This window comes from Flavobacterium frigoris (assembly GCF_900111075.1).
Taxonomy (GTDB): domain Bacteria; phylum Bacteroidota; class Bacteroidia; order Flavobacteriales; family Flavobacteriaceae; genus Flavobacterium; species Flavobacterium frigoris.
This window is the reverse complement of sequence record NZ_FOFZ01000001.1, coordinates 594,154-615,179: the sequence shown is the minus strand read 5'-3', so window position 1 is coordinate 615,179 and position 21,026 is coordinate 594,154. Positions and strand designations below refer to the sequence as shown.

Genomic DNA, 21,026 nt, shown 5'->3' with positions numbered 1-21,026 from the left:
GTTTTTTGGTTTGTATTTTATTTAACTTCTTGCATTAATTTTTTCACCAGAGGAGAAATTGCAATTAAAACTAATCCAGCAATTAATGCATAAATTGCTAAGTCTTTATATCCATCGGCATATACCGTTAATTTTTCTAAATTTGACGCGTTTTCAGAAGCTTCGGCAATATTAGCTCCGAGTATTCCCGCAAAATACTGGCCATAAGCACTAGCTAGAAACCACATTCCCATCATTACAGCCTGTGTTTTGTGTGGTGATAGCTTAGTCATTACTGACATTCCTATTGGCGATAAGCACAGTTCTCCAAAAGTAATTATAAACCAGCCAAAAGTAAATAAATCTAAAGAAGTTTTTCCAGAAGCATCGGCAAAGAACTTGGTGTAATAAAATACATAAAAACCACCCGCTAAAAATAAAAACCCTAATCCAAATTTAACAACCGTATTAGGTTCAATTTTTATTTTGTGCATCCACATCCATACCAAACCTACTAACGCTGCAAAAACAATCACAAAAAACGAATTTGCTGAATTGTTAACTCCATTAGGGTCTAAGGGTATTCCTAAAACTGTATTATTAAGATTATGTGCTGCGAATAAACTTAAAGAACCGCCACTTTGTTCGAAAAAAGCCCAAAAGAATATGGAGAAAATAATAAATACTAAAGCCGCTACTAACTTTTTATTTTGTGCCAATGAAAAATTTCTCATCTCATAAAACAAATACAACAACGAAGCAGGGCCAATAATGAACATGAATATATCTGTATACTCTGTGTTAGAAACCATCGTCATAACTACTGGAATAATTACTAAAGAGCCAATGTAAGTAACAATTTCAAGTGTTTTTCTTTTAGATTTTTCTAAGTCAGCCAAAGGAGAAAGTCCTATTGATCCTAAACTTTTTTGTGTTTGTGTAAAAGTCAACAAACTGATCAACATCACAAATGCTGCAAATCCGAAGGCAACATTCCATCTCAAATGTTCTGGAACGATTGAGGTTAACATCGAACCATTGGCGACAGCAATACACAAATAACCACCAATTAAAGCCCCTAAATTCACACCTGCATAAAACAATGAAAAACCAGCATCTCTCCTGTGATCCTCATCTTTATATAGTTTTCCCACCATAGTAGAAATGTTAGGCTTAAAAAAACCAGTTCCTATAATGGTAAAGCTAATTCCAAAAAAGAAAAACTGTTTTGGATCATAGGCAAGAATCATACTTCCAACAATCATTAGTAAACCACCCCAGAAAAGGGATTTTCTATACCCTAGAATTTTATCGGCAAAAAGACCCCCGATAAAGGTAAATGCATAAACAAAAGCCTGTGTTGCACCATACTGTAAGTTAGCAACTCTATCATTCATGGCCAGTTGATTCACCATAAAAATAACCAGCATTCCACGCATTCCATAGAAACTAAAACGTTCCCACATTTCGCTAAAAAACAAGTACCACAACTGTTTTGGGTACTTGCCTTTAAAGTTTTGAATCTCTTCTAAAGATGGATTTGTAGTATTCATTTAAGAATTAAAGATTTTCTTTAATAAAATTAGTCATCTTATTGTATAACTGAATTCTGGTATTTCCTCCATAAATCCCATGATTTTTATCAGGGTAAATCTGTGAGTCGAATTGTTTGTTTGCTTGAATCAAGGCTTCCATCATTTGCATTGAATTTTGAAGGTGAACATTATCATCACCACTACCATGAATCAAAAGAAATTTTCCTTTCAATTTATCCACATGGTTGATCGGTGAATTCTCATCATACCCACTTGCGTTCTCTTGAGGAGTCTGCATGTAACGCTCTGTGTAAATACTGTCATAAAATCTCCAGTTTGTTACTGGCGCAACTGCAATTGCCATTTTAAATGTATCATTGCCTTTAAAAAGACAATTAGAAGCCATAAATCCACCATAAGACCAGCCAAATATACCAATTCTAGATTGATCTACAAACGAATAATTTCCAATCACTTTTGCAGCGTCGATTTGATCTTCCACTTCATACTTTCCTAATTCTAATTGCGTCACTTTCTTGAAGTCAGCTCCTTTAAAACCAGTTCCCCTCCCATCGACGCAAGCTACAATATATCCCTGCTGAGCAAGCATCATAAACCAATACTCATTAGAACTTCCCCATCCGTTTACTACTTGTTGTGATCCTGGGCCTGAATATTGAAACATAAATACCGGATATTTCTTTGAAGCATCAAAATCCTTGGGCTTAATAATCCATGCATTTAATTCATTTCCTTTTTCTGTTTTTAGGACAAAAAACTCTTTGCTAGGCAAATCGTAGTTTTTTAATTTTGTTGCCAATGCCCCATTATCTTCAATGACTTTTATTTGCTTTCCTGTTTTAGCTTCATTTAACGCATACGTCGTTGGTTGAGCAGCGCTAGAAAACGTGTTAATATAATATTGAAAATTAGGACTAAAAGTAGCGTCATTCGTTCCTATCGCATTGGATAAAGCTAATTTACTTTTGCCATTCAACGCTATTCTATAAATTGCTCTGTTGATTGATCCGTTCTCCGTAGACTGATAAAAAACAGTATTTGTTTTTTCGTCAAAACCATAATACGAAGTTACCTCCCAATTCCCCTTGGTCACTTGATTGCGCAATTTTCCGTTCTTATCGTATAAATAGATATGATTAAAACCATCTTTCTCACTCGTCCAGATAAAACTGTTGTCGTTTAAAAACGTAAGATTATCTGTGACATCAACATATGCTTTATCTTTTTCATTCAAAACTACTTTTGAAGTTCCCGTTGTTCCGTCAATAAATAGTAAATCTAGATTATCCTGATGACGGTTTAATACCTGAGCCGATAATACATTGCTATCATTAGTCCACTGCATGCGAGCGATATAAAAATCACTATACTTACCCAAATTGATTTCTTTGGTCGCTTTCGAATTAGAATCGTATACATGTAAGGAAACTAGAGAGTTTTTCTCTCCCGCTTTTGGATATTTAAACGTTTCGATTGTAGGGTACAAATCTTTGTGAAACATAGACATGGAAAACTCCGGAACTTCACTTTCGTCAAAACGAATATAAGCCAGTTTTTTGCTGTCCTTACTCCAGTCAAAGGCTCTTACAAAAGCAAACTCTTCTTCATAAACCCAGTCTGTAATCCCATTAATGATCGAATTTTTCTTTCCGTCAGTAGTAATTTGTGCAGTTGTTTTTGACGCTAAGTCATAAACATAGAGATTGTTTTCTCTCGCAAAGGCAATCTTTTTTCCATCAGGAGAAAAAGTGGGCTCCTGCACTTGAAAATCGAACAACTTTGTCAGTTCTTTAGTTGCAGTATTGTATAGAAAATAATCTGCTGTAAAAGAATGTCGGAAAATCTGATTTGAATTACAAGCTATCAAAATCATTTTTTCAGTCGCGTCAAAAGTATAACTATCAATCATCGGCATACCCGCATGATCTTTTGTGTTGATTAAAGTGGCTGTTTTATTAAGAGTCCCAAAATCATACAAGTCTATTTGCATCGTTCTAGAGGAGCGATCTACATTTAATACTGTATATTGATTTGTATTTTTCAAGGACTGCAATTCGTCCATTCCTTGAGCACGAAAGGTTCCGCTAAATATTTGCTCAACTGAAATTTTTTGCTGTCCAAAAACCGCGAAACATAAAAATAAAAATAAGACCGAAAACTGCTTAGACTTCATACTATTAAGTTATATGTAAAAATGAGCCCAATTTTAGTGAAAAAATTACAATTATATCACATTTGAAGTGTTAAATATTAAAAACAATATTTTAAAGCATCCTTTAATGACGATAATTTAATGGATACAAAACCTCGAAAAACGTATCTTTGCAGCTAATTACCCTATAATCTATTGAGAATGAACAAGCCCGTTGCCGGATTTTCAAAATTATCCAAAGAAGAAAAAATAAACTGGATCGCCAAAGAATATTTTTCAACTCCTTCAGAAGCCATTGCGTTACTGAAAAACTATTGGAACTCAGACGAAAAAATACAGAAACTACACGATGAATTTATAGAAAACACCATCACTAATTTCTATATTCCACTTGGTGTCGCCCCTAACTTTCTAATTAACGAAAAATACACCACCATTCCGATGGCAATCGAAGAAAGTTCGGTGGTTGCTGCAGCTTCAAAATCAGCCAAATATTGGTCTACTAGAGGTGGATTTAAGGCAACAGTAATTAATACCGAGAAAATAGGCCAAGTCCACTTTCTTTATAAGGGTGATGTTTCAAAACTGGAATTGTTTTTTGCTCAAAACAAAGCAAAATTCTTTTCTGAAACCGAAAGCATAACGAAAAATATGCAAAAAAGAGGTGGCGGAATTCTGGACATTATCTTAAAGGACAAAACTAACCTTCTTCCTAACTACTACCAACTCCATGCAACTTTTGAAACCAAAGACAGCATGGGAGCTAACTTCATTAATTCCTGTTTAGAGCAATTTGCCAAAACATTAAAAGAAGAAACCCAGACCTACGTGCTGTTTTCAGAACTAGAAAAAGACATTACGGTAATCATGAGTATCCTCTCTAATTACGTACCCAATTGCATCGTTCGTGCCGAAGTTTCTTGTCCCGTAGCCGATTTAGCCGAAAAACACATACTCAATCCACAAGATTTCGCAGAACGCTTTGTACAAGCGGTTCAAATTGCCGAAGTAGAACCTTTTAGAGCCGTAACCCACAATAAAGGAATCATGAACGGTGTCGATGCTGTGGTGCTTGCTACAGGAAATGATTTTCGTGCCGTTGAAGCTGGAATCCATGCTTATGCAGCAAAATCAGGTCAATACTCTAGCTTATCCCACGCTAAAATTGAAGACGGCATATTCACCTTCTGGCTAGAAATACCATTGGCATTAGGAACCGTAGGCGGACTAACTACTTTACACCCCTTAGTTAAGCTATCATTAGAAATGCTTAAAAAGCCGTCGGCTAAAGAGTTAATGCAGGTCGTTGCAGTTGCTGGTTTAGCACAAAACTTTGCTGCTTTGCGTTCCTTGACCACAACAGGTATTCAGGACGGTCACATGAAAATGCATTTAAACAACATCTTGAATCAGTTTGAAGCTAACGAGAACGAGCGTATCTTGATTCAAAAACACTTCAAGCACCATGCGGTTTCACACAGCGCAGTTGTCGACTTTATTGAGAATTTAAGAAAATAATAATTAGAAGCTAATCCCGCTATACGCTAAATCTTTACTTGATTAAAGAAATCAAGTAAAGGATACCGCTGCTATCGGGGCTAAAAAAAATACTGCAATAAATTCACCCTAAATGAAAGAAACATTCTATAGTAACGGAAAACTTTTGATTACCGGAGAATATCTGGTTTTAGACGGTGCGAAAGCTTTTGCATTACCTACTAAATTCGGACAGAACTTAATTGTCGAAAACAACCCTAATCATGAAATTCATTGGAAAAGCTTTGATGCTGACGGACAAATCTGGTTTGAAGATACTATTTCGTTTTCAGAAATCCAGAATCAAGTACCACAAGAACCCGATACTATAAAGACAACTTTATTATCTATTCTTCATGAAGCCTATGTATTAAATCCTAGTTTTATAAAGGATGATTCGGGATATACCATTACTACTCAACTCACTTTTCCAAAACAATGGGGACTAGGAACTTCGTCTACTTTAATAAACAATATTGCACAATGGCTAAAAATTGACGCCTTTGTACTGCTGAATAATAGTTTTGGAGGTAGCGGTTACGATATTGCCTGCGCGCAAAACAACGGACCTGTTATATATCATCTGGAGCGAGCCAAGCCTATAGTGGAAAAAGTGCTTTTTAATCCTAACTTTCTGGAAAATTTGTACTTTGTCTATCTCAATAAAAAGCAAAATAGTAAAGCAGCAATTCAATCATACTATAGTCAGAGAAACAACAATTTGGAACAAATAATTGCCACTAACAATCAAATAACGCAAGCGGTATTAAATGCAAATACACTTAAAAATTTCGCGAATGCTTTACAAGAACACGAGGCAAAACTGAGCATAATTCTAAAAATGAAAACGGTTAAAGAAACGTTATTTCCTGATTTCAATGGTGTAGTAAAAAGTCTAGGCGCCTGGGGTGGTGATTTCGTGATGGTTCTTTCTGAGTCAGATCCGACGGATTATTTTAAACAAAAAGGTTATGAAACCGTCATTCCTTATGATGAAATGATACTACGTTAGATTGGCAATAAACAGTACTTCAAAACTTATTCAAACTAAAAAAACCCGATACAATGCATCGGGTTTTTTTATGAAATTAATAATTACTTTATATACATTTAGTAATTAAATTGTTTTCTATTGTCTTCAATTTTTGCATTGTCTTTAAGCGCTGGTAAAACTCTGTTTACATCTCCAGCAGACTGCGCTTTAATTTTAGCTACATAAGGAGAATGATCCTTTAATGCTGGTGCTTTCACTGTGCTTATGTTTTTAACAACATATACTCCAGTATTTCCTTCTACAGGTGCAGATATTTTATTTGCTTCCAATGCGAATGCATTTCCAACTACTTTTGGCTCTAGTCCTACGCCTGTTAACATTGGGTTTTCCATAGTAACATCAGTTGCTTGTAGCACAGTAGAGCCTGCTGCTTTAGCAATAGCCTCAATAGAGCTTCCTGTCATTTTAGCTTTGATTAACTCCGCTTTTTTCTTGTTTTTTAGAATTGGCTCTACATAAGGTTTAACTTGAGTAATAGAAACTAAACCAGAATTATCTATGTTTTTAACTGTTGCGATAACATGTCCAACGTTAGCTACTTCAAATCTTTTTACTGCACCTACTTTAGAATCATCTTCAAAAGCCCATCTTACAATCGCTCTTTGATTTCCTAACGGTCCAAAATTCTCATCCATTGGTTTCACAGTAACTCCTGGAACTACTGCAAGTCCCATTCCTTTTGCTACGGCATTGAAATCTTTATCAGTTGCATCCATTTCAAATTTTGTCGCTTGTGTAAACGCTTTATCTGCAGTAGCTTCTGAAGCTTCCAGTTTTAAAGCTACCGTCGCTAAACGAATTCCATCTTGTTTGTCAGTCACTTTGATAATGTGAAATCCAAAAGGAGTTTCTACCAAACCAATTGAACCAATACTACTATTGAAAACAAAATCGTTAAATGGTTTTACCATTTGATTTTGACTGAAATATCCTAAATCTCCACCTTGTTGTGCTGATGAATCATCTGAGCTAGAAAAAGCCAACATCATAAAACTATCTGGATTCGCTTTTACTTGAGCTAATATAGATTCTGCTTTTGCTTTTGCTTCTTCTTTTGTTCTTTTTTCTTTTTTGTTTGGAACTTGCGTTCCTTCATAACTAATTAAGATATGACTTGCCTTTGCATTCACTCCTAGTTTTTTACCCATCGATTTTGAAACACAGTAGTAGTTCCCAAAAACGTACGGTCCATAAACTGCTCCAGGAGCAAGATTAAATAACTGATCTGCATCAACAGCAGGTAAATCTTTCTTCGCTACATAAGTAGAATCGTAAGGCACATCTGAATTTGAATTTACAAATTCGATAGTGTTTTTAGCAGCTCTAAATCCCGCCAAAGTATCATTTTTAGCAGTTGCTTGGTTGTAAACTACACTTCCTGACAATAATCCAGTAATTTTATTTTTTACTTCAGCTTCGTCTTCTTTTGAAGCTTTATCTTCAATTAAAACATACTCTACTTCACGAGTTTCGTCTGCTTTGAATTTCTTTACATTTTTCTTCATGTAATCTAATATTTCAGCATCAGTCACTTTTACGTCACTGTCTTTGATAGTAGAATATAAACCGGCAACATAAGCAAAATTCACTTTGTTAGCTTCCATTTCATATTTTAACTTGCCTTCGCTTTGCGTCGTGTAAACAGCTGATTTTATCAAACTGTTATAGATTTGATATTTGGCATTAAGCTCAGCATCTTTCTCTCTGTCTTTCAAGTATTGTGCTTGAGCAGGGTTAGATTTGAAGTATTCTTTAAATTTAGCGATATCAAACATACCCGCTTCATTTACAAACATTGGGTTTTTCCCAATATTAGGATCAGCTTGTAAAACCGCCAATAAATGCTTTTCTCCAACTCTTAAACCTAATTTTTCAAATTCAGAAGTTAACAAAGCTACAGAAACCTCTTGGTCCCAAACTCTGTTTGCTGCTGCTGTAGAAGTAATTCCTTGCTGACTTTTTTCAACATTACTTACTTTAATTCTGAAATCTTCAAATGAAATATCCTTTCCATCGATACTCCCTACATCTTTTGATGTACTGTTAAAGCTTCCACTGTTGAATAAATCGCCGATGATAAATGCAAATAATGCAAATGCAATAACTGCAATCATTAAAGCGGAACGTTGTCTAATATTTGATAAAACTGCCATTTTTATTGTTGTTAATTTTATATTCAGTTTGCGAAAATACAATTATCTAATTAATAATTATACTCGTAGCGTTTTATTTTACAAAAAAAATACTTTTATAAAATAAATCAGTCCTTTATGGTTAATTTAACCAATTCTATTTTCTTATTTGTAGCCTCTTCTATTACAAAATGGTAAGTACCAATGGTAATCACCTCTCCTTTTAACGGAATATCGTTAGTGAAATCGACAATAAAACCACCTAGAGTACCATAAGAATCACTTTCAGGTATGTTAAGCTTATAGGCTTGATTCAGATATTCTACATCAAATCGAGCCGAAAAAACATAAGTGTCATCACCCAGCTCCTTCTCAATCAGCTCTTCATCTGAATCATGTTCGTCTTCAATCTCTCCAAAAAGCTCTTCCACGATGTCTTCAATCGTTATTATACCAGAAGTTCCGCCATATTCATCCAGCACTACCGCAACACTTTTTCGCTTTTTAGTAAGCAAATTCATAACATCTTTAATGTAAATTGTTTCAGGAACAAATTCGACAGGAATAACGACAGCTTTAATACTTTTGGGTTTCTTAAACAAATCAAAGGAATGTACGTAACCTACAATATCATCTAATGAATTTTGATAGACCACGACTTTAGAATACCCTGTTTCGATAAACAATTCTTTAAGTTCTGCTATTGTATCAAATAAATCGATGGCTACGAGTTCCGTTCTAGGACTCATAACATCTCTAGCCTTCACCCCTGAAAATTCCAAGGCATTTTGAAACATTTGAATTTCTGAATCTACCTCATCATCATCCTCAACGCTACTCATTTGCTCCGTAATATAATTTCCAAGTTCCACTTTACTAAAATAAAGTTGTATTTGATCACCGTCTGTTCTAAAGAATTTTTTTAAAACAAAATCAGAAACCCAGATTAAGAAAGTAGAAATAAAATAGAAAAGTACATAGAAAACATAGGCTGGTAGCGCAAAAAACTTGATTAGACCATTTGCATAAATTTGGAAAAAAACTTTCGGTAAAAACTCTGCTGTTATTAGAACTATCAAGGTAGACAGCACCGTCTGGATAAGCAAATTCAATAAGTCCGAAAAATGATATCCTAGCGAATCTATCTGACGCATCAGTAACGCACCCATAAAAAAACCATAAACTACCAGCGCAATATTGTTCCCAATAAGCATAGCGGCTATGAATTTTGAAGGTTTTTCGGTAAGTTTAGTAAGGATTTTAGAAAGAAAATTATCTTGTTTTTTTTCTATTTCCAGATAAATTTTATTCGAAGAAATAAATGCAATTTCCATTCCAGAAAAAAAGGCACTTAGTATTAGACATACTATTATGACACCAATTTCCATAGATTAGGATTGGTCATTACGATCCTGCATCTTCTTTGCATATTTCCTTCTGAAAAAAAACATAAAAATTGCAAGTCCGGCAATCATCACACTTAACCAAGGAGTAGCCTCAGGATCGCTCCATTTTACAATAGCTTCATAAATGAAGTACAAAGCAAAAATAAGATAAATGTAAGGCGTGTATTTTAAGTAACCCATAATATAAATATTTGATTTTTATTGAGCCGAATCAAATTCGCCCGTTAATCTTTGTGAATTAATAATCTTGAAATCTTTACTAAAATCTATTCCTTGTCCGTTTGAAGATCCTTTGATATCTGTAAATTTAAACTTTTTTTCAGTAAAAAACCACTCATTTTTTTGATCGTAGTACAATTGCTCCGTTTCGAGTGTTTGCCCTTGTTCAGTTGTAATCTTTACTTTTCCCTGCAAATCAATTATACCAGTAACCTTATAAGATATAGCATAGTTTGACGTAACGCGAGTCTTTTTTCCTTTGTCATCATACAATGTGACATCTATCCCTTTAGGAAATTCCGTAAAAGGAAAATTAACAGTAGAGAAATCCAACATTTTAGGACTAAGCAAAACAACTTTAATAAGCCCCGAATCAGTATACTTTAAATTTACTTTATCAGCATCTCCACTTGGCGTAAATTCCGTGACATTGATTTTTTGAACTTCCTTGAAATTACTTTCACACCCAAAAAACGTAGTCACAGCAAAAACTGTGACTACGTTAATTATTTTATATCTTTTAAATAAATCCATACGTCAATATCGACAAGGTGAAATGTACTGTAATCCTTTTATTATTGGAATTTTCTTTGAACGAACCATTTGTCATTCAATGAAAACCCTACACTAATGTTAGCATAATTCTCTTGAACCAAGTTTGATGATGTAGTTCCTCTTTTCCCTAACTCGAATCCAATATTTACATTAGACAAAGTACCCGTAATAGGCAATCCCAATCCTAAAGTAAGTCCAACATCATTTATAGATTCCCCACTAACGACCAAGCCTGTTTTTTCATATTTCAAACCCCCTCGATAAACAATTCTTTTTGCATAACTTGAAAATGAATTGTAATTAGGAATATAATACCCTCCTAAACTCACATTTCCGTACTTTCCATATCCTACATTACCAAAGTCATTATAGGTATTAGCTTGTCCTGAAGATTTTGAATAAGCCACTTTCCCACCAATTAACCACTTGTGAGATTCACCAATACCTGCACTTAAGGTTGTCTTGCTTGAAAACTTCAAGTCAACATTATTTTTTTGTTCTCCCAAAACATCCACAATATTAAACCCTGAATTGTAATCTACAGTAGCTATATCCCTTGTATTTTGAGATGTCAAGGTGTTTTGGAATGTGTAATTAAGACTCCCATACACATTTAGCTTATTCTTTAACTTAACCTTATACATCGCTCCAATGTCGAAATTTACCCCAGACAAATCAGCCCTGTTTTTCTCGCTGGTTCCCACAGGAGTTCCAGTAATGAACTCTAAACTATTCGTTTCAATTCTTCCAAAATTATACTGAACATCAGCTCCTATATTAAAATTGGAATTTACTTTATACCCCAATCCAAGAAATGCTTTATTCAATCCTCCTGTACCATTATATCTTCTATTGATTGTATTAACATCTTCCGAAACAGACTCAATTTTATAGCCTACAGAAGAATAAGGAATTAATCCAAATCCAACTCCTATTTTTCCGAAAGGCAATCCAACCGCAAGATAATCTAAAGTTGTTCTTCTTGCCTTTTCACTCTTAGAATCTGATTTTAATGTTGTCGTATTATAAGTTCCTCCTAGTGTAAAAGTGGTAAGCTTTAAATTAGCAAAACTTGCAGGGTTTTGTAAGTTAATATGAATACTGTCTTGTTCTACCTCTACTCCAGCCATAGAACGACCTTCAGCTGTTCCTTTAAATCTAATGTCTCCAATTCCATAATAAGAATAAGGTGATGAAGTACCTTCTTGAGCAAAGGAAACTAACGACAAAAGCAAACAAGCGCTTATTATAATTTTTTTAATCATTTTTGATTTTATATTGAAATGTTTGATTCAAACTTTCTAAAAGAAAATTTGAATTGGCAAATATGGTATTTTTTAATCGTTTAGCCAAAAATTCTGTATCCCCACCCGTTAAAATTATTATAAAATTTGAACAAAGACCTCGATATTCATCAATGAAACCATCAATCTCATAGACTAATCCATTTACAACTCCAGAATGAATTGATTGCGAAGTTGAATTCCCTACTAAATCTTTAGGACTTTCTAACGACAACAATGGTAGCTTAGCAGTAAAATCATGCAATGATTTATATCGTAATTGCAATCCTGGGGCTATAGCACCTCCAAGATATTTGTCATTCTCATTTACAAAATCAAATGTAACACAGGTTCCAGCATCAATGACTAATCTATTTTTCCCCGGAAACTGAAAAGTTGCTCCAGCAGCAAGAACCATTCTGTCAATCCCCAGAGTTTTTGGTGTTTCATACCCATTAACAAATGGAAAAGAGTCATTATGAGAAATAAAATAAACCACAACCTCTTTTTCAAACTTTAAAAAAGCCTGTTTTTCGACATTTCCAACGGATGCCACAACCAAATGGGAAGTATTTATAAATTTTTTTAAAATATTTTCAATGTTTTTTTGGAGCTCCTCTTTCATAAAAACGAAATGCTGTAAGAGCTTATCCCCCTCAAAAACAGCAGCTTTAATTCTTGTATTCCCTACATCAACTGTTAAAATCATAATTTGAATTTTGATTTCGCGAAGATACGAATTGATTTTTTTAAAAAAATGTATTGGATATACTAAAAAACATTCTATCTTTGCACCCGCAATCAGCAAGCATTACAGCTTACGAAAAGCAACAATGGTGCCTTAGCTCAGATGGTAGAGCAATGGACTGAAAATCCATGTGTCCCTGGTTCGATCCCTGGAGGCACCACTTTAAAACCCGAATAGAAATATTCGGGTTTTTTGTTTTAAAAATCTATTTTATGCATTATCTCGGATCAAGTTCAAAACTTGGGGAACAAGCAAATAAAGTATTGAATAATCAATATTTATGTTGTTGTTTTTAGAATTAACAAAAAAACAGATTACTACTTGCTTAAAATCAATTCGTGAAAAATTAAATAAAGATTAATCAACACCTAAGACATCCTGGTAAAATAATTTTCGTGCAGCTACTAAAAATATTAATATTATATGTAGATTTGCATATAAACAAAAACCCACCTGCTCCTGCAAATGGGTCTAAGTTTTAAGATTACTTTTTCCAAGCTAGGATAAGTTTTCTAATCTCTTTTACAAACTGGGCTACAATGTAGATTGCAAGCCAACAACCTAAATATTCAATTATATTCATATCTCGTGAATTATAAGTTAAACAAATAGTTTAACACAACTAAGTCAAAGTGTCCAGCTTTGGCTTTTTTGTTTTAAACTAACTACTGCTTTAATAGTTTTTCAAAGATAAAACCTTTTAAAGTAAAGATGAAACCAAGTTATTAACATAAGTTTTAAAATAAAAAAAACTTAATTTAATAGATATAACCATTAGTCGTTTAATTACAAGTATGATATTTATACTGTAAAAATACGTCTATCCTTTATAAATCCATTTGTTAACAACTTATCGCATAGGTTTTTTTTTTATAAATCTACTTTTTAAATCAATTTACTACAATAGCTAAGCTGACAAGTCTTATAATATTTGAGACTTAATTATATCATAAAAAAAAGGAGCAAATTGCTCCTTTTTTCTTTTCAGCTCAATAATCGCTTATCATATTTACAAACCTTCATTACATTATGAATGAGCAATATCTAAACCAAAGCATAAATTCCGTTAGCACTAGTCATAACTAACAGCAAAGTCGCTTACAAATCATTAAACTTAAATTGCTGTCCACCCACTGACGCTTCATACATGAGCCCACCTTTCTGCATCGTAAATACCATAACGCCTTCAGCATACTTTACATTTGCCGAGGCTCCAGCCGTTACCGCTACTGCCGAAACTTGAGCTGCAAACTCTAATTGACTGTCTTTAAATCGTTCCATATCCTTTTTAGACTCAAAAAATATCACCTCCCGATATGCTTGTCCACCTGCTTGAAACCCTATACTCAGTTGCGATAGCTTTGCCATACCTACCAAGGCACTTTGCTCATAGACCACTCCATTTCCAGCTGCTCCTCCTATGCCAAACCCACCTTTACCTACATTAGGAAAGACGGCATAGCCATACGCTTTTTCAAAAAGTCCTTCCATAAGAGGATCCGTTTTAATAAACTCCACTTTCGCCATCTTGCTATCGGCAATAATTTTATTCTTCTTCGCACGAGATTGCCCGAACATAGGTGTAATCGTCATTGCGCAAGCCATCAATACTATCCAAATAACATTTACTTTTTTCATAGCTTCTATTTTAAATTGTTATCAAAAAAACCAATTCCGAATACGGACACTTTCAATCATTAACTAAAAAGTGAAATATGGTTCTTCAAATTTAAAATAACTTTTCCAAATAACAATCAAATAATCTGACTATCAATAACATACATAAGTAAATCACAAAACTACAATACTACTTCCATTTGTTTTTAAGTCGCAAAAAAATCAATGCTGTTATGTACGCGTCCCCAATTGCCGTGTGTCGGTCACTACTTTGGATCTTGAAAATTCCACATAATTCATCCAAACCTGTATGCTGATCTTCCTGTAGCCCTTTAAATTTTTGATATATCGCATCAGTATCAATACTTCTATTTTTAAGCTTACCCAGCCCCATTCGTTTTAATGCCTCATTTATCATTTTAACATCAAAACTCACATGATGACCCACAAGTACAGCATCCTTTATAAAAGCGAGAAATTGCATCACTGCTTCAGTTTCTGTTATTTTTTCTTCCTTCCCTTCTTTTAAAATTCCATGAATAGCCACTGTTTCTTTTTTAAAAATATCTTGAATCAAAAACAACTCTAAATAATCGCTTACACTAATGGTATTTTCATAAATACCAACAGCACCAATCGACAGAATCACATCTGTTCTATAATTCAAGCCTGTAGTTTCTGTATCAAAAGCCACACTGCGTTGTTCTAAATTATTTTTTACTTTAGAATCAAAACAGGACAAATAGCTTTGCCAAAATTCAGGATAGACTTTTTTATCTTTTTTAAACCAATTAAATAGCTTCATTTAAGTAAAATAAGTGAGTTGAAATCGAGTTTTGAGAATTTCCTGCACCTCGTGTATCGGCTGAAAAGCATTTTTGAGCTTTACCTTATCTAGCTTTGATAATTTATTTAAGTCTAGATATCGTCCACCGGAATTATTTGCAAAACCTTCTTCAGTTCTAAATTTTAGCAATACAGAGAACGCCTCTGAACAAGCCTCATAAATCGCAGCGTTTTGCGGCTCTAAAGCTGATAATTCTTTAAACCGTACCAAAGTATTATTAGTCCCAGTAATTTTTTGATTCAAACACAGTAATCTGGCCGCATCAATTAAAGGCATTAACCCCCGACCTTTAACATCAAAACTATCTTTATATTCGCCATCTTTCTCTACTAAAAACTGCCTAAAGAAACCCAATGGAGGTGGGCTTTTCATAGCATCTCCTCCTAAATAAGCAAAGAAGATTTGATTATTATCTATATTTTTAAAAATAGCCTCCGTAATTGCGTCAACTAACGTTTTATCTCCATAAACAAAGTCATAATCAAAAAAAATGGAGCACATTAGAATCCCTTTCTCTCCCGGGCTGTGAATCCAAGTCTCATACTGCTCCTTCCATTCTGTTACTGACTTGCACCATAATGGATTACTCGCACTCATTTCAGCGGGACAAAATTCGTAGCCTACTACATTTAATACATTCGTCACATTTTCTGCTAATTTTATAAAGTATTTTTTAACCTCATCATATCTATCTGCGGCTACATCTTCAAAAACCAAGGCATTATCTTGATCTGTCAATAACAATTGTTCTTTTCTTCCCTGGCTTCCTATATTCAACCATGCAAATGGAACGGGAGGCTGTTCCTTCATTTTTAAAATAGACAATTCAATGGCTCTTTTTGTAATAGCCGTATTAATCTCCCCTACAATCTGACAAATATGTCCGATAGGAATATTTTCATATAACGCATTCTGAATCAACTGCGTTAAATTCTCTCTAATCCCTTGAAGTTCTAAAGCAGTATTTGCACGTTTTGTTTGTTTCACAAGCACTCCAGGGTTATTAGCCTGAGCAGTAAAAACATCGTGCTCAGAAATAATCCCTATAATTTCTGATGCTGTCGTACCATCTGAAGTCACACACAAATGCCCAATATTATGCTGCATCATTAGCAACTGGACCTCAGCAACAGATCGATTTGATGGTACAGTAATTACCGGTGTTGACATAATTTGGTCCGCGGTATCATTGATAGCAAACATTCCCGTAGCAATTTTAGAACGCAAATCTTTGTCGGTAATAATACCAATTGGCAATTGATTCTCTTCAATAACAACACTTCCTATTTTATACTTCACCATCATCTCAGCTATACTTTTTACAGTTACTTTTCTGTTAGCCGTGATCGGGTTTTCAGTATGCGAAATGGGTTTGAAATACTGAATTATAGCATCCTGTTCGTTATAAATTACATTTTCTGAAATCAGTTTCCCCTTATTCTCTTTGTCGTAGGGATTTCGTGTATTAGACGCGAAACTTTCTAATAAAAACTCAGAAACCTCCGGATTCTGAAAAATATAGGCTTTAAAAACAGCAATTGGAATAGCATAAAGCAAACTTTCTTCCCGAGCCATGGCATCCATCAAATAATTATCCTTAGCAAAGAAAGGACGCAACCCTAGAATATCGCCTTCATCACATTTATCGATGAGGATTTCTTTTTCATCATAAGAAATCGACAAGCCCACTGCTCCGTCTTTAACAATATAAAAAAAAGAATGAGGCTGGTCATTCACATTAAAAAGCACCTGATTTTTCTCCAAATAAACCACCTGAGATTCTTTGGAGATGGTAATCAAATCAGGCATACTAAGACTCAAAAATGGAGGGTGTTTTTTTAAAAAATCGGCTACTCGTTCTGCTATTGAATTTTTCATAAACTGTTTATTGATATCTAAAATTACATAAAATAGACAAGGTTCTAACTATAGACTAATTAAACTCCAGAAAAAGTAAGAGCAAATCTCGCTTAAAACCGCTAAAACCTCAACAAATTATTGTTATAAATAAACTTCCTATAAATTAAACCCATTTTATTTACATTATTCGTTTAGTATAATTGCTAATTTACTATATTTATGCAAATTTTATATATATGGAACTTTTAGCCTGTCCGAAATGCCAAGGAACCCACATCATCAAAAGCGGTGTAATCAACAATAAACAAAGGTATTTATGTAAAAAATGCAATTATTTTTTTACTGTTAATAAAATCGGAAAAAAGATCGATGATTACTATGTCACCAAAGCATTACAGCTGTACCTAGAAGGATTGAGTTATCGCGAAATCGAGCGTATTATTGGGGTGTCCCATGTTACCATCAGTAACTGGGTAAAGTCTTTTAACATAAAAAAACCTTCTCATGCTAACTACCATCCTACTTACAAGATTTTTAATCACTTAGAACTAGTAGAATATATCAAAAACAAAGATTTACTATCAGGAGCAGGAATGATAATAACCGAGTTAGGGGATAAGTTTATGCTTATAAAATGGGAACGTTTCAAAGATTAACTATAGCTTTTTACACAAATATATACCTTACTTTTTTTTCTTAACAAAAAATTAGACTTTGGCGGTCTAGAAACTAACCACTTCTCTTAACCAAACTAATAATTAATTATGAAAAAAGTTTATTTGATTGCAGCAGTCCTGCTTCTATCCTTAAAAGGCTTTTCACAAGGCTCTCCTGATTATGGAGCCGGAATGAAATTTAACCTTGATGAGGATGGCTCAAAGTATCTTAGAGTGATATCTTGGGCGCAAATTTGGGGACAATACAATTCAGACCGTCCACTTGACGGAAACGGGAATGAACAAGCTGACTTAGATTTCAGTGTAAGAAGAGCACGTGTATTGTTATATGCACAAATTAATAAAGACTTTTTAATTGTAACTCATTTTGGACTTAATAGTCTAAACGCAGATTCAATGAGTCCAACGGGAAAAGGTGATGGCTCACAATTATTCATGCATGATGTTTGGGCTCAATACAGCCTTGGAAAAGACAATGCTATTGGGGGTGGATTACATTACTGGAACGGAATCTCTCGTTTGAACAACCAAGGTACCTTAAACCTAATGACCTTAGACAACCAAAGACAAGCTTGGGCGACTTTAGGTTTATCTGATCAATTTGCCAGACATATTGGGGTATACGCCAAAGGAGCTTTTGGGAAATTTCAATATCGCGTTGCTATAAACGGTGCGGAAACTAACAATTTACAAGCCACTACAGTACCAACAAATAATGGTCCAGCAACTTATACTGGTACAAGATTATTGGGTTCAAAAGAAGCAGGAAGAACATACGCTGGTTATTTTGAATATGGCTTTTTAGATTCTGAAAGCAACTTCTTACCTTATAAAGTAGGTACTTATTTAGGAACAAAAAAAGTATTCAACATAGGAGCTGGTTTCTTTTCACATCCTAATGGTTCTGTAATTGCTGATGCAGCTGGAAATTTAAGCGGAGAAAACGTTACTATTTTCGGACTTGATGCTTTTTATGATGTGCCAGTAGGAACTCAAGGCGCTGCTCTTACAGCATATGCCTTATATCAAAACAATGATTACGGAAAAGACTACAGACTAGGGACAACTTATGAAACAGGATCAATGGTTCATGGACACCTAGGTTACGTTCTTCCTGGAAAATCAAAAACTCGCTTTCAACCGTATGTGTCTTATGACCAAAGACAAATAGATGCTATAAACGACAATGCTTCTCAAGTAGGTATTGGTGCTAATGCATTTTTTAGCGGTCATAATTCTAAACTAACTTTAGAATACCAAACTTTAAAATATGGTACAAACAAAGCCGTAAATACAATTACGCTGCAAGCAATGATTTACCTATAATCTATTCACTTTTTAATTACAACTATCATGAGCGATAAACAAGACAACGCAACTGCGTATTGGAAGGAAAACCTAAAATACCTTCTAATCTTATTAAGTATTTGGTTTGCTGTTTCCTACGGGGCAGGAATCCTTTTCAAACAAGCATTAGATTCCTTTAAATTAGGTGGCTTCCCACTTGGTTTCTGGTTCGCACAACAAGGTTCAATTTATGTATTTGTCATACTAATATTTGTTTATGTTTATTTAATGAACAAACTAGACAAAAAATACGGCTACGACGAATAATTTAAAAACTATAAAAAAATAAAATATCATGGATTTACAAACTTGGACCTATATACTTGTTGGAGTAACATTTGCCCTCTACATTGGGATTGCAATCTGGTCGCGTGCGACATCGACTAAAGAATTTTATGTTGCCGGTGGAGAAATTTCGCCATTAGCAAATGGTATGGCTACAGCCGCTGACTGGATGAGTGCCGCTTCCTTTATATCTATGGCTGGAATCATCTCTTTTGATGGATATGACGGGGCCGTTTATTTGATGGGCTGGACGGGCGGATATGTATTACTTGCCCTATTACTTGCGCCTTATCTAAGAAAATTTGGGAAATTTACTGTGCCAGATTTCATTGGAGAACGTTATTACTCTAATAGTGCTAGAACCGTTGCTGTCGTTTGTGCACTAGTGGTTTCTTTTACCTACGTAGCCGGGCAAATGCGTGGTGTGGGTCTCGTATTTTCTAAATTTTTAGAAGTTGACATCGACACTGGAGTTATCATAGGAATGGTAATTGTTTTGTTCTACGCCACTCTAGGAGGAATGAAAGGGATTACATACACCCAAGTAGCACAATATTGTGTCTTAATATTCGCCTTCATGGTTCCTGCTATCTTTATTTCTATACAAATGACAGGTAACCCAGTTCCGCAATTAGGAATGGGAGGAAAAGTTTTAGGGGCTGACACCTATTTACTTGACAAATTAAACGGTCTTTCTACAGATCTTGGATTTGCAGTATATACTGATGGAACAAAATCAATGATAGATGTATTTGCAATCACATTAGCCTTAATGGTTGGTACTGCAGGATTACCTCACGTTATTGTTCGTTTCTTTACCGTTAAAAGAGTAAAGGATGCTAGAAAATCAGCTGGATATGCATTGATTTTAATTGCCATATTATATACTACTGCACCGGCAATTTCTGTTTTTGCAAAAACAAACTTAATTGAAACTGTTAACGGAAAAGACTACACTTCAATGCCAGCCTGGTTTACTAAATGGGAGAAGACCGGCTTATTAGCTTTTGAAGATAAAAACGGAGATGGTAAAATTCAATATTATAATGATGCCTCTAAAGACACTGCCTTTTTAGCAGCTGAAGAAGCAAAAGGAAATAAAGGTAGCGAGTTAGTTATTGATAAAGATATCATGGTACTTGCTAATCCTGAAATTGCTAACTTACCAAACTGGGTTATTGCATTAGTTGCAGCTGGAGCATTAGCTGCTGCCTTATCTACTGCTGCTGGTTTATTACTAGTAATTTCAGCGTCTGTATCTCACGATATTATCAAAAAAATGATCAACCCAAATATTTCTGAAAAAGGAGAACTTTGGGCTGCCCGTGGAGCTGCAGCAGTTGCAGTAGTTATTGCAGGTTATTTTGGTATCAATCCTCCAGGTTTTGTCGCCGCAGTTGTGGCGCTCGCTTTTGGATTAGCCGCTGCATCTCTTTTCCCTGCGATTATCCTTGGAATTTTTGATAAGAAAATGAATAAAGAAGGAGCTATATCAGGTATGGTTATCGGACTTTTATTGATGCTTTTCTACATGTTGAAATTCAAATTTGGTCTTTTTGATGGTGGACAAGATGCTGTTGCCGGTTTAAAAGAAAGCTGGTGGTTTGGAATTTCTCCTGAAGGTTTTGGGACCATAGCAATGATTGTAAACTTTGCCGTAGCATTTACTGTTAAAAGTTTTACACCAGCGCCTCCACAAGATGTTCAAGATATTGTAGAGCACATTAGAATTCCTTCTGGTGCTGGCGAAGCGACACATTAAAAATTATTAAA

Annotated in this window: 17 protein-coding genes and 1 tRNA gene; 7 read left to right on the top strand and 11 right to left on the bottom strand. The window is 34.6% G+C overall.

Annotation, left to right across the window (positions count from 1 at the left end):
- Positions 1 to 17: 17 nt before the first annotated feature.
- Complete coding sequence (locus BMW63_RS02585) at positions 18 to 1,532, bottom strand: peptide MFS transporter (RefSeq protein ID WP_074720908.1); 1,515 nt, start codon at positions 1,530 to 1,532, stop codon at positions 18 to 20.
- A 7-nt stretch (positions 1,533 to 1,539) separates the two neighbouring features.
- Positions 1,540 to 3,708, bottom strand: coding sequence for a S9 family peptidase (locus tag BMW63_RS02580; RefSeq protein ID WP_074720906.1), 2,169 nt, complete (start codon positions 3,706 to 3,708; stop codon positions 1,540 to 1,542).
- Between the two features lie 180 nt (positions 3,709 to 3,888).
- Here BMW63_RS02580 and BMW63_RS02575 point away from each other — a divergent pair, with 180 nt between their 5' ends.
- Both BMW63_RS02575 and BMW63_RS02570 read left to right on the top strand, forming a co-directional pair.
- Positions 3,889 to 5,205, top strand: a complete 1,317-nt coding sequence (locus tag BMW63_RS02575; RefSeq protein WP_074720904.1) for a hydroxymethylglutaryl-CoA reductase, degradative — start codon at positions 3,889 to 3,891, stop codon at positions 5,203 to 5,205.
- 112 nt (positions 5,206 to 5,317) lie between these two features.
- On the top strand, positions 5,318 to 6,235 hold the full coding sequence (locus BMW63_RS02570) for a GYDIA family GHMP kinase (protein ID WP_074720902.1): 918 nt from the start codon (positions 5,318 to 5,320) through the stop codon (positions 6,233 to 6,235).
- Positions 6,236 to 6,333: 98 nt separating this feature from the next.
- Here BMW63_RS02570 and BMW63_RS02565 read toward each other — a convergent pair whose 3' ends face one another.
- The 6 genes from BMW63_RS02565 to BMW63_RS02540 form a co-directional block, all read right to left on the bottom strand.
- Positions 6,334 to 8,430, bottom strand: coding sequence for a peptidylprolyl isomerase (locus BMW63_RS02565; RefSeq protein WP_074720900.1), 2,097 nt, complete (start codon positions 8,428 to 8,430; stop codon positions 6,334 to 6,336).
- A 107-nt stretch (positions 8,431 to 8,537) separates the two neighbouring features.
- On the bottom strand, positions 8,538 to 9,797 hold the full coding sequence (locus BMW63_RS02560) for a hemolysin family protein (protein ID WP_074720898.1): 1,260 nt from the start codon (positions 9,795 to 9,797) through the stop codon (positions 8,538 to 8,540).
- A gap of 3 nt (positions 9,798 to 9,800) precedes the next feature.
- On the bottom strand, positions 9,801 to 9,995 hold the full coding sequence (locus BMW63_RS02555) for a DUF6526 family protein (protein WP_074720896.1): 195 nt from the start codon (positions 9,993 to 9,995) through the stop codon (positions 9,801 to 9,803).
- Between the two features lie 18 nt (positions 9,996 to 10,013).
- Positions 10,014 to 10,568, bottom strand: coding sequence for an LPS export ABC transporter periplasmic protein LptC (gene lptC, locus BMW63_RS02550; protein ID WP_074720894.1), 555 nt, complete (start codon positions 10,566 to 10,568; stop codon positions 10,014 to 10,016).
- A 41-nt stretch (positions 10,569 to 10,609) separates the two neighbouring features.
- Entirely contained in the window at positions 10,610 to 11,854 is a 1,245-nt protein-coding gene (locus BMW63_RS02545; protein ID WP_074720892.1) for a BamG family beta-barrel-assembly machinery protein, read from the bottom strand.
- Positions 11,847 to 12,581: a type III pantothenate kinase gene (locus BMW63_RS02540; protein ID WP_074721160.1), complete on the bottom strand. Its 735-nt coding sequence runs from the start codon at positions 12,579 to 12,581 to the stop codon at positions 11,847 to 11,849. The genes BMW63_RS02545 and BMW63_RS02540 overlap by 8 nt, the downstream gene beginning before the upstream one ends.
- A gap of 126 nt (positions 12,582 to 12,707) precedes the next feature.
- Between BMW63_RS02540 and BMW63_RS02535 the strand changes: the two genes are divergently transcribed.
- A tRNA-Phe gene (locus BMW63_RS02535) sits at positions 12,708 to 12,780 on the top strand.
- Between the two features lie 938 nt (positions 12,781 to 13,718).
- Here BMW63_RS02535 and BMW63_RS02530 read toward each other — a convergent pair.
- The 3 genes from BMW63_RS02530 to BMW63_RS02520 all read right to left on the bottom strand — a co-directional run bounded on the left by BMW63_RS02530 (position 13,719) and on the right by BMW63_RS02520 (position 16,962).
- Positions 13,719 to 14,258: a lipid-binding SYLF domain-containing protein gene (locus BMW63_RS02530; protein ID WP_074720890.1), complete on the bottom strand. Its 540-nt coding sequence runs from the start codon at positions 14,256 to 14,258 to the stop codon at positions 13,719 to 13,721.
- 169 nt (positions 14,259 to 14,427) lie between these two features.
- Positions 14,428 to 15,042 carry a 3'-5' exonuclease gene (locus tag BMW63_RS02525; RefSeq protein ID WP_074720888.1) on the bottom strand — a complete coding sequence of 205 codons (615 nt, stop codon included), beginning with the start codon at positions 15,040 to 15,042 and terminating at the stop codon, positions 14,428 to 14,430.
- Positions 15,043 to 16,962 carry a DUF294 nucleotidyltransferase-like domain-containing protein gene (locus BMW63_RS02520; protein ID WP_074720886.1) on the bottom strand — a complete coding sequence of 640 codons (1,920 nt, stop codon included), beginning with the start codon at positions 16,960 to 16,962 and terminating at the stop codon, positions 15,043 to 15,045. It abuts the gene before it with no gap.
- Between the two features lie 218 nt (positions 16,963 to 17,180).
- On the opposite strand from BMW63_RS02520, the gene BMW63_RS02515 reads away from it, so the two are divergent.
- The 4 genes from BMW63_RS02515 to BMW63_RS02500 all read left to right on the top strand — a co-directional run bounded on the left by BMW63_RS02515 (position 17,181) and on the right by BMW63_RS02500 (position 21,015).
- The gene (locus tag BMW63_RS02515; RefSeq protein WP_074720884.1) at positions 17,181 to 17,600 is read left to right on the top strand and encodes an IS1/IS1595 family N-terminal zinc-binding domain-containing protein; all 420 of its coding nucleotides are present in this window, start codon (positions 17,181 to 17,183) and stop codon (positions 17,598 to 17,600) included.
- 108 nt (positions 17,601 to 17,708) lie between these two features.
- On the top strand, positions 17,709 to 18,947 hold the full coding sequence (locus BMW63_RS02510; RefSeq protein ID WP_074720883.1) for a hypothetical protein: 1,239 nt from the start codon (positions 17,709 to 17,711) through the stop codon (positions 18,945 to 18,947).
- Between the two features lie 27 nt (positions 18,948 to 18,974).
- Positions 18,975 to 19,235, top strand: coding sequence for a DUF4212 domain-containing protein (locus tag BMW63_RS02505; RefSeq protein WP_074720881.1), 261 nt, complete (start codon positions 18,975 to 18,977; stop codon positions 19,233 to 19,235).
- Positions 19,236 to 19,263: 28 nt separating this feature from the next.
- Positions 19,264 to 21,015: a sodium:solute symporter family protein gene (locus tag BMW63_RS02500; RefSeq protein ID WP_074720879.1), complete on the top strand. Its 1,752-nt coding sequence runs from the start codon at positions 19,264 to 19,266 to the stop codon at positions 21,013 to 21,015.
- Positions 21,016 to 21,026: the final 11 nt, after the last annotated feature.

Bases quoted from the DNA above. Each gene is read 5' to 3' on its own strand.
- BMW63_RS02560 (WP_074720898.1), bottom strand. From the start codon at position 9,797: ATGGAAATTGGTGTCATAATAGTATGTCTAATACTAAGTGCCTTTTTT.
- BMW63_RS02520 (WP_074720886.1), bottom strand. From the start codon at position 16,962: ATGAAAAATTCAATAGCAGAACGAGTAGCCGATTTTTTAAAAAAACAC.
- BMW63_RS02500 (WP_074720879.1), top strand. From the start codon at position 19,264: ATGGATTTACAAACTTGGACCTATATACTTGTTGGAGTAACATTTGCC.
- lptC (WP_074720894.1), bottom strand. From the start codon at position 10,568: ATGGATTTATTTAAAAGATATAAAATAATTAACGTAGTCACAGTTTTT.
- BMW63_RS02585 (WP_074720908.1), bottom strand. From the start codon at position 1,532: ATGAATACTACAAATCCATCTTTAGAAGAGATTCAAAACTTTAAAGGC.
- BMW63_RS02510 (WP_074720883.1), top strand. From the start codon at position 17,709: ATGAAAAAAGTTTATTTGATTGCAGCAGTCCTGCTTCTATCCTTAAAA.
- BMW63_RS02540 (WP_074721160.1), bottom strand. From the start codon at position 12,581: ATGATTTTAACAGTTGATGTAGGGAATACAAGAATTAAAGCTGCTGTT.
- BMW63_RS02575 (WP_074720904.1), top strand. From the start codon at position 3,889: ATGAACAAGCCCGTTGCCGGATTTTCAAAATTATCCAAAGAAGAAAAA.
- BMW63_RS02555 (WP_074720896.1), bottom strand. From the start codon at position 9,995: ATGGGTTACTTAAAATACACGCCTTACATTTATCTTATTTTTGCTTTG.
- BMW63_RS02530 (WP_074720890.1), bottom strand. From the start codon at position 14,258: ATGAAAAAAGTAAATGTTATTTGGATAGTATTGATGGCTTGCGCAATG.
- BMW63_RS02505 (WP_074720881.1), top strand. From the start codon at position 18,975: ATGAGCGATAAACAAGACAACGCAACTGCGTATTGGAAGGAAAACCTA.
- BMW63_RS02570 (WP_074720902.1), top strand. From the start codon at position 5,318: ATGAAAGAAACATTCTATAGTAACGGAAAACTTTTGATTACCGGAGAA.
- BMW63_RS02525 (WP_074720888.1), bottom strand. From the start codon at position 15,042: ATGAAGCTATTTAATTGGTTTAAAAAAGATAAAAAAGTCTATCCTGAA.
- BMW63_RS02580 (WP_074720906.1), bottom strand. From the start codon at position 3,708: ATGAAGTCTAAGCAGTTTTCGGTCTTATTTTTATTTTTATGTTTCGCG.
- BMW63_RS02565 (WP_074720900.1), bottom strand. From the start codon at position 8,430: ATGGCAGTTTTATCAAATATTAGACAACGTTCCGCTTTAATGATTGCA.
- BMW63_RS02515 (WP_074720884.1), top strand. From the start codon at position 17,181: ATGGAACTTTTAGCCTGTCCGAAATGCCAAGGAACCCACATCATCAAA.
- BMW63_RS02545 (WP_074720892.1), bottom strand. From the start codon at position 11,854: ATGATTAAAAAAATTATAATAAGCGCTTGTTTGCTTTTGTCGTTAGTT.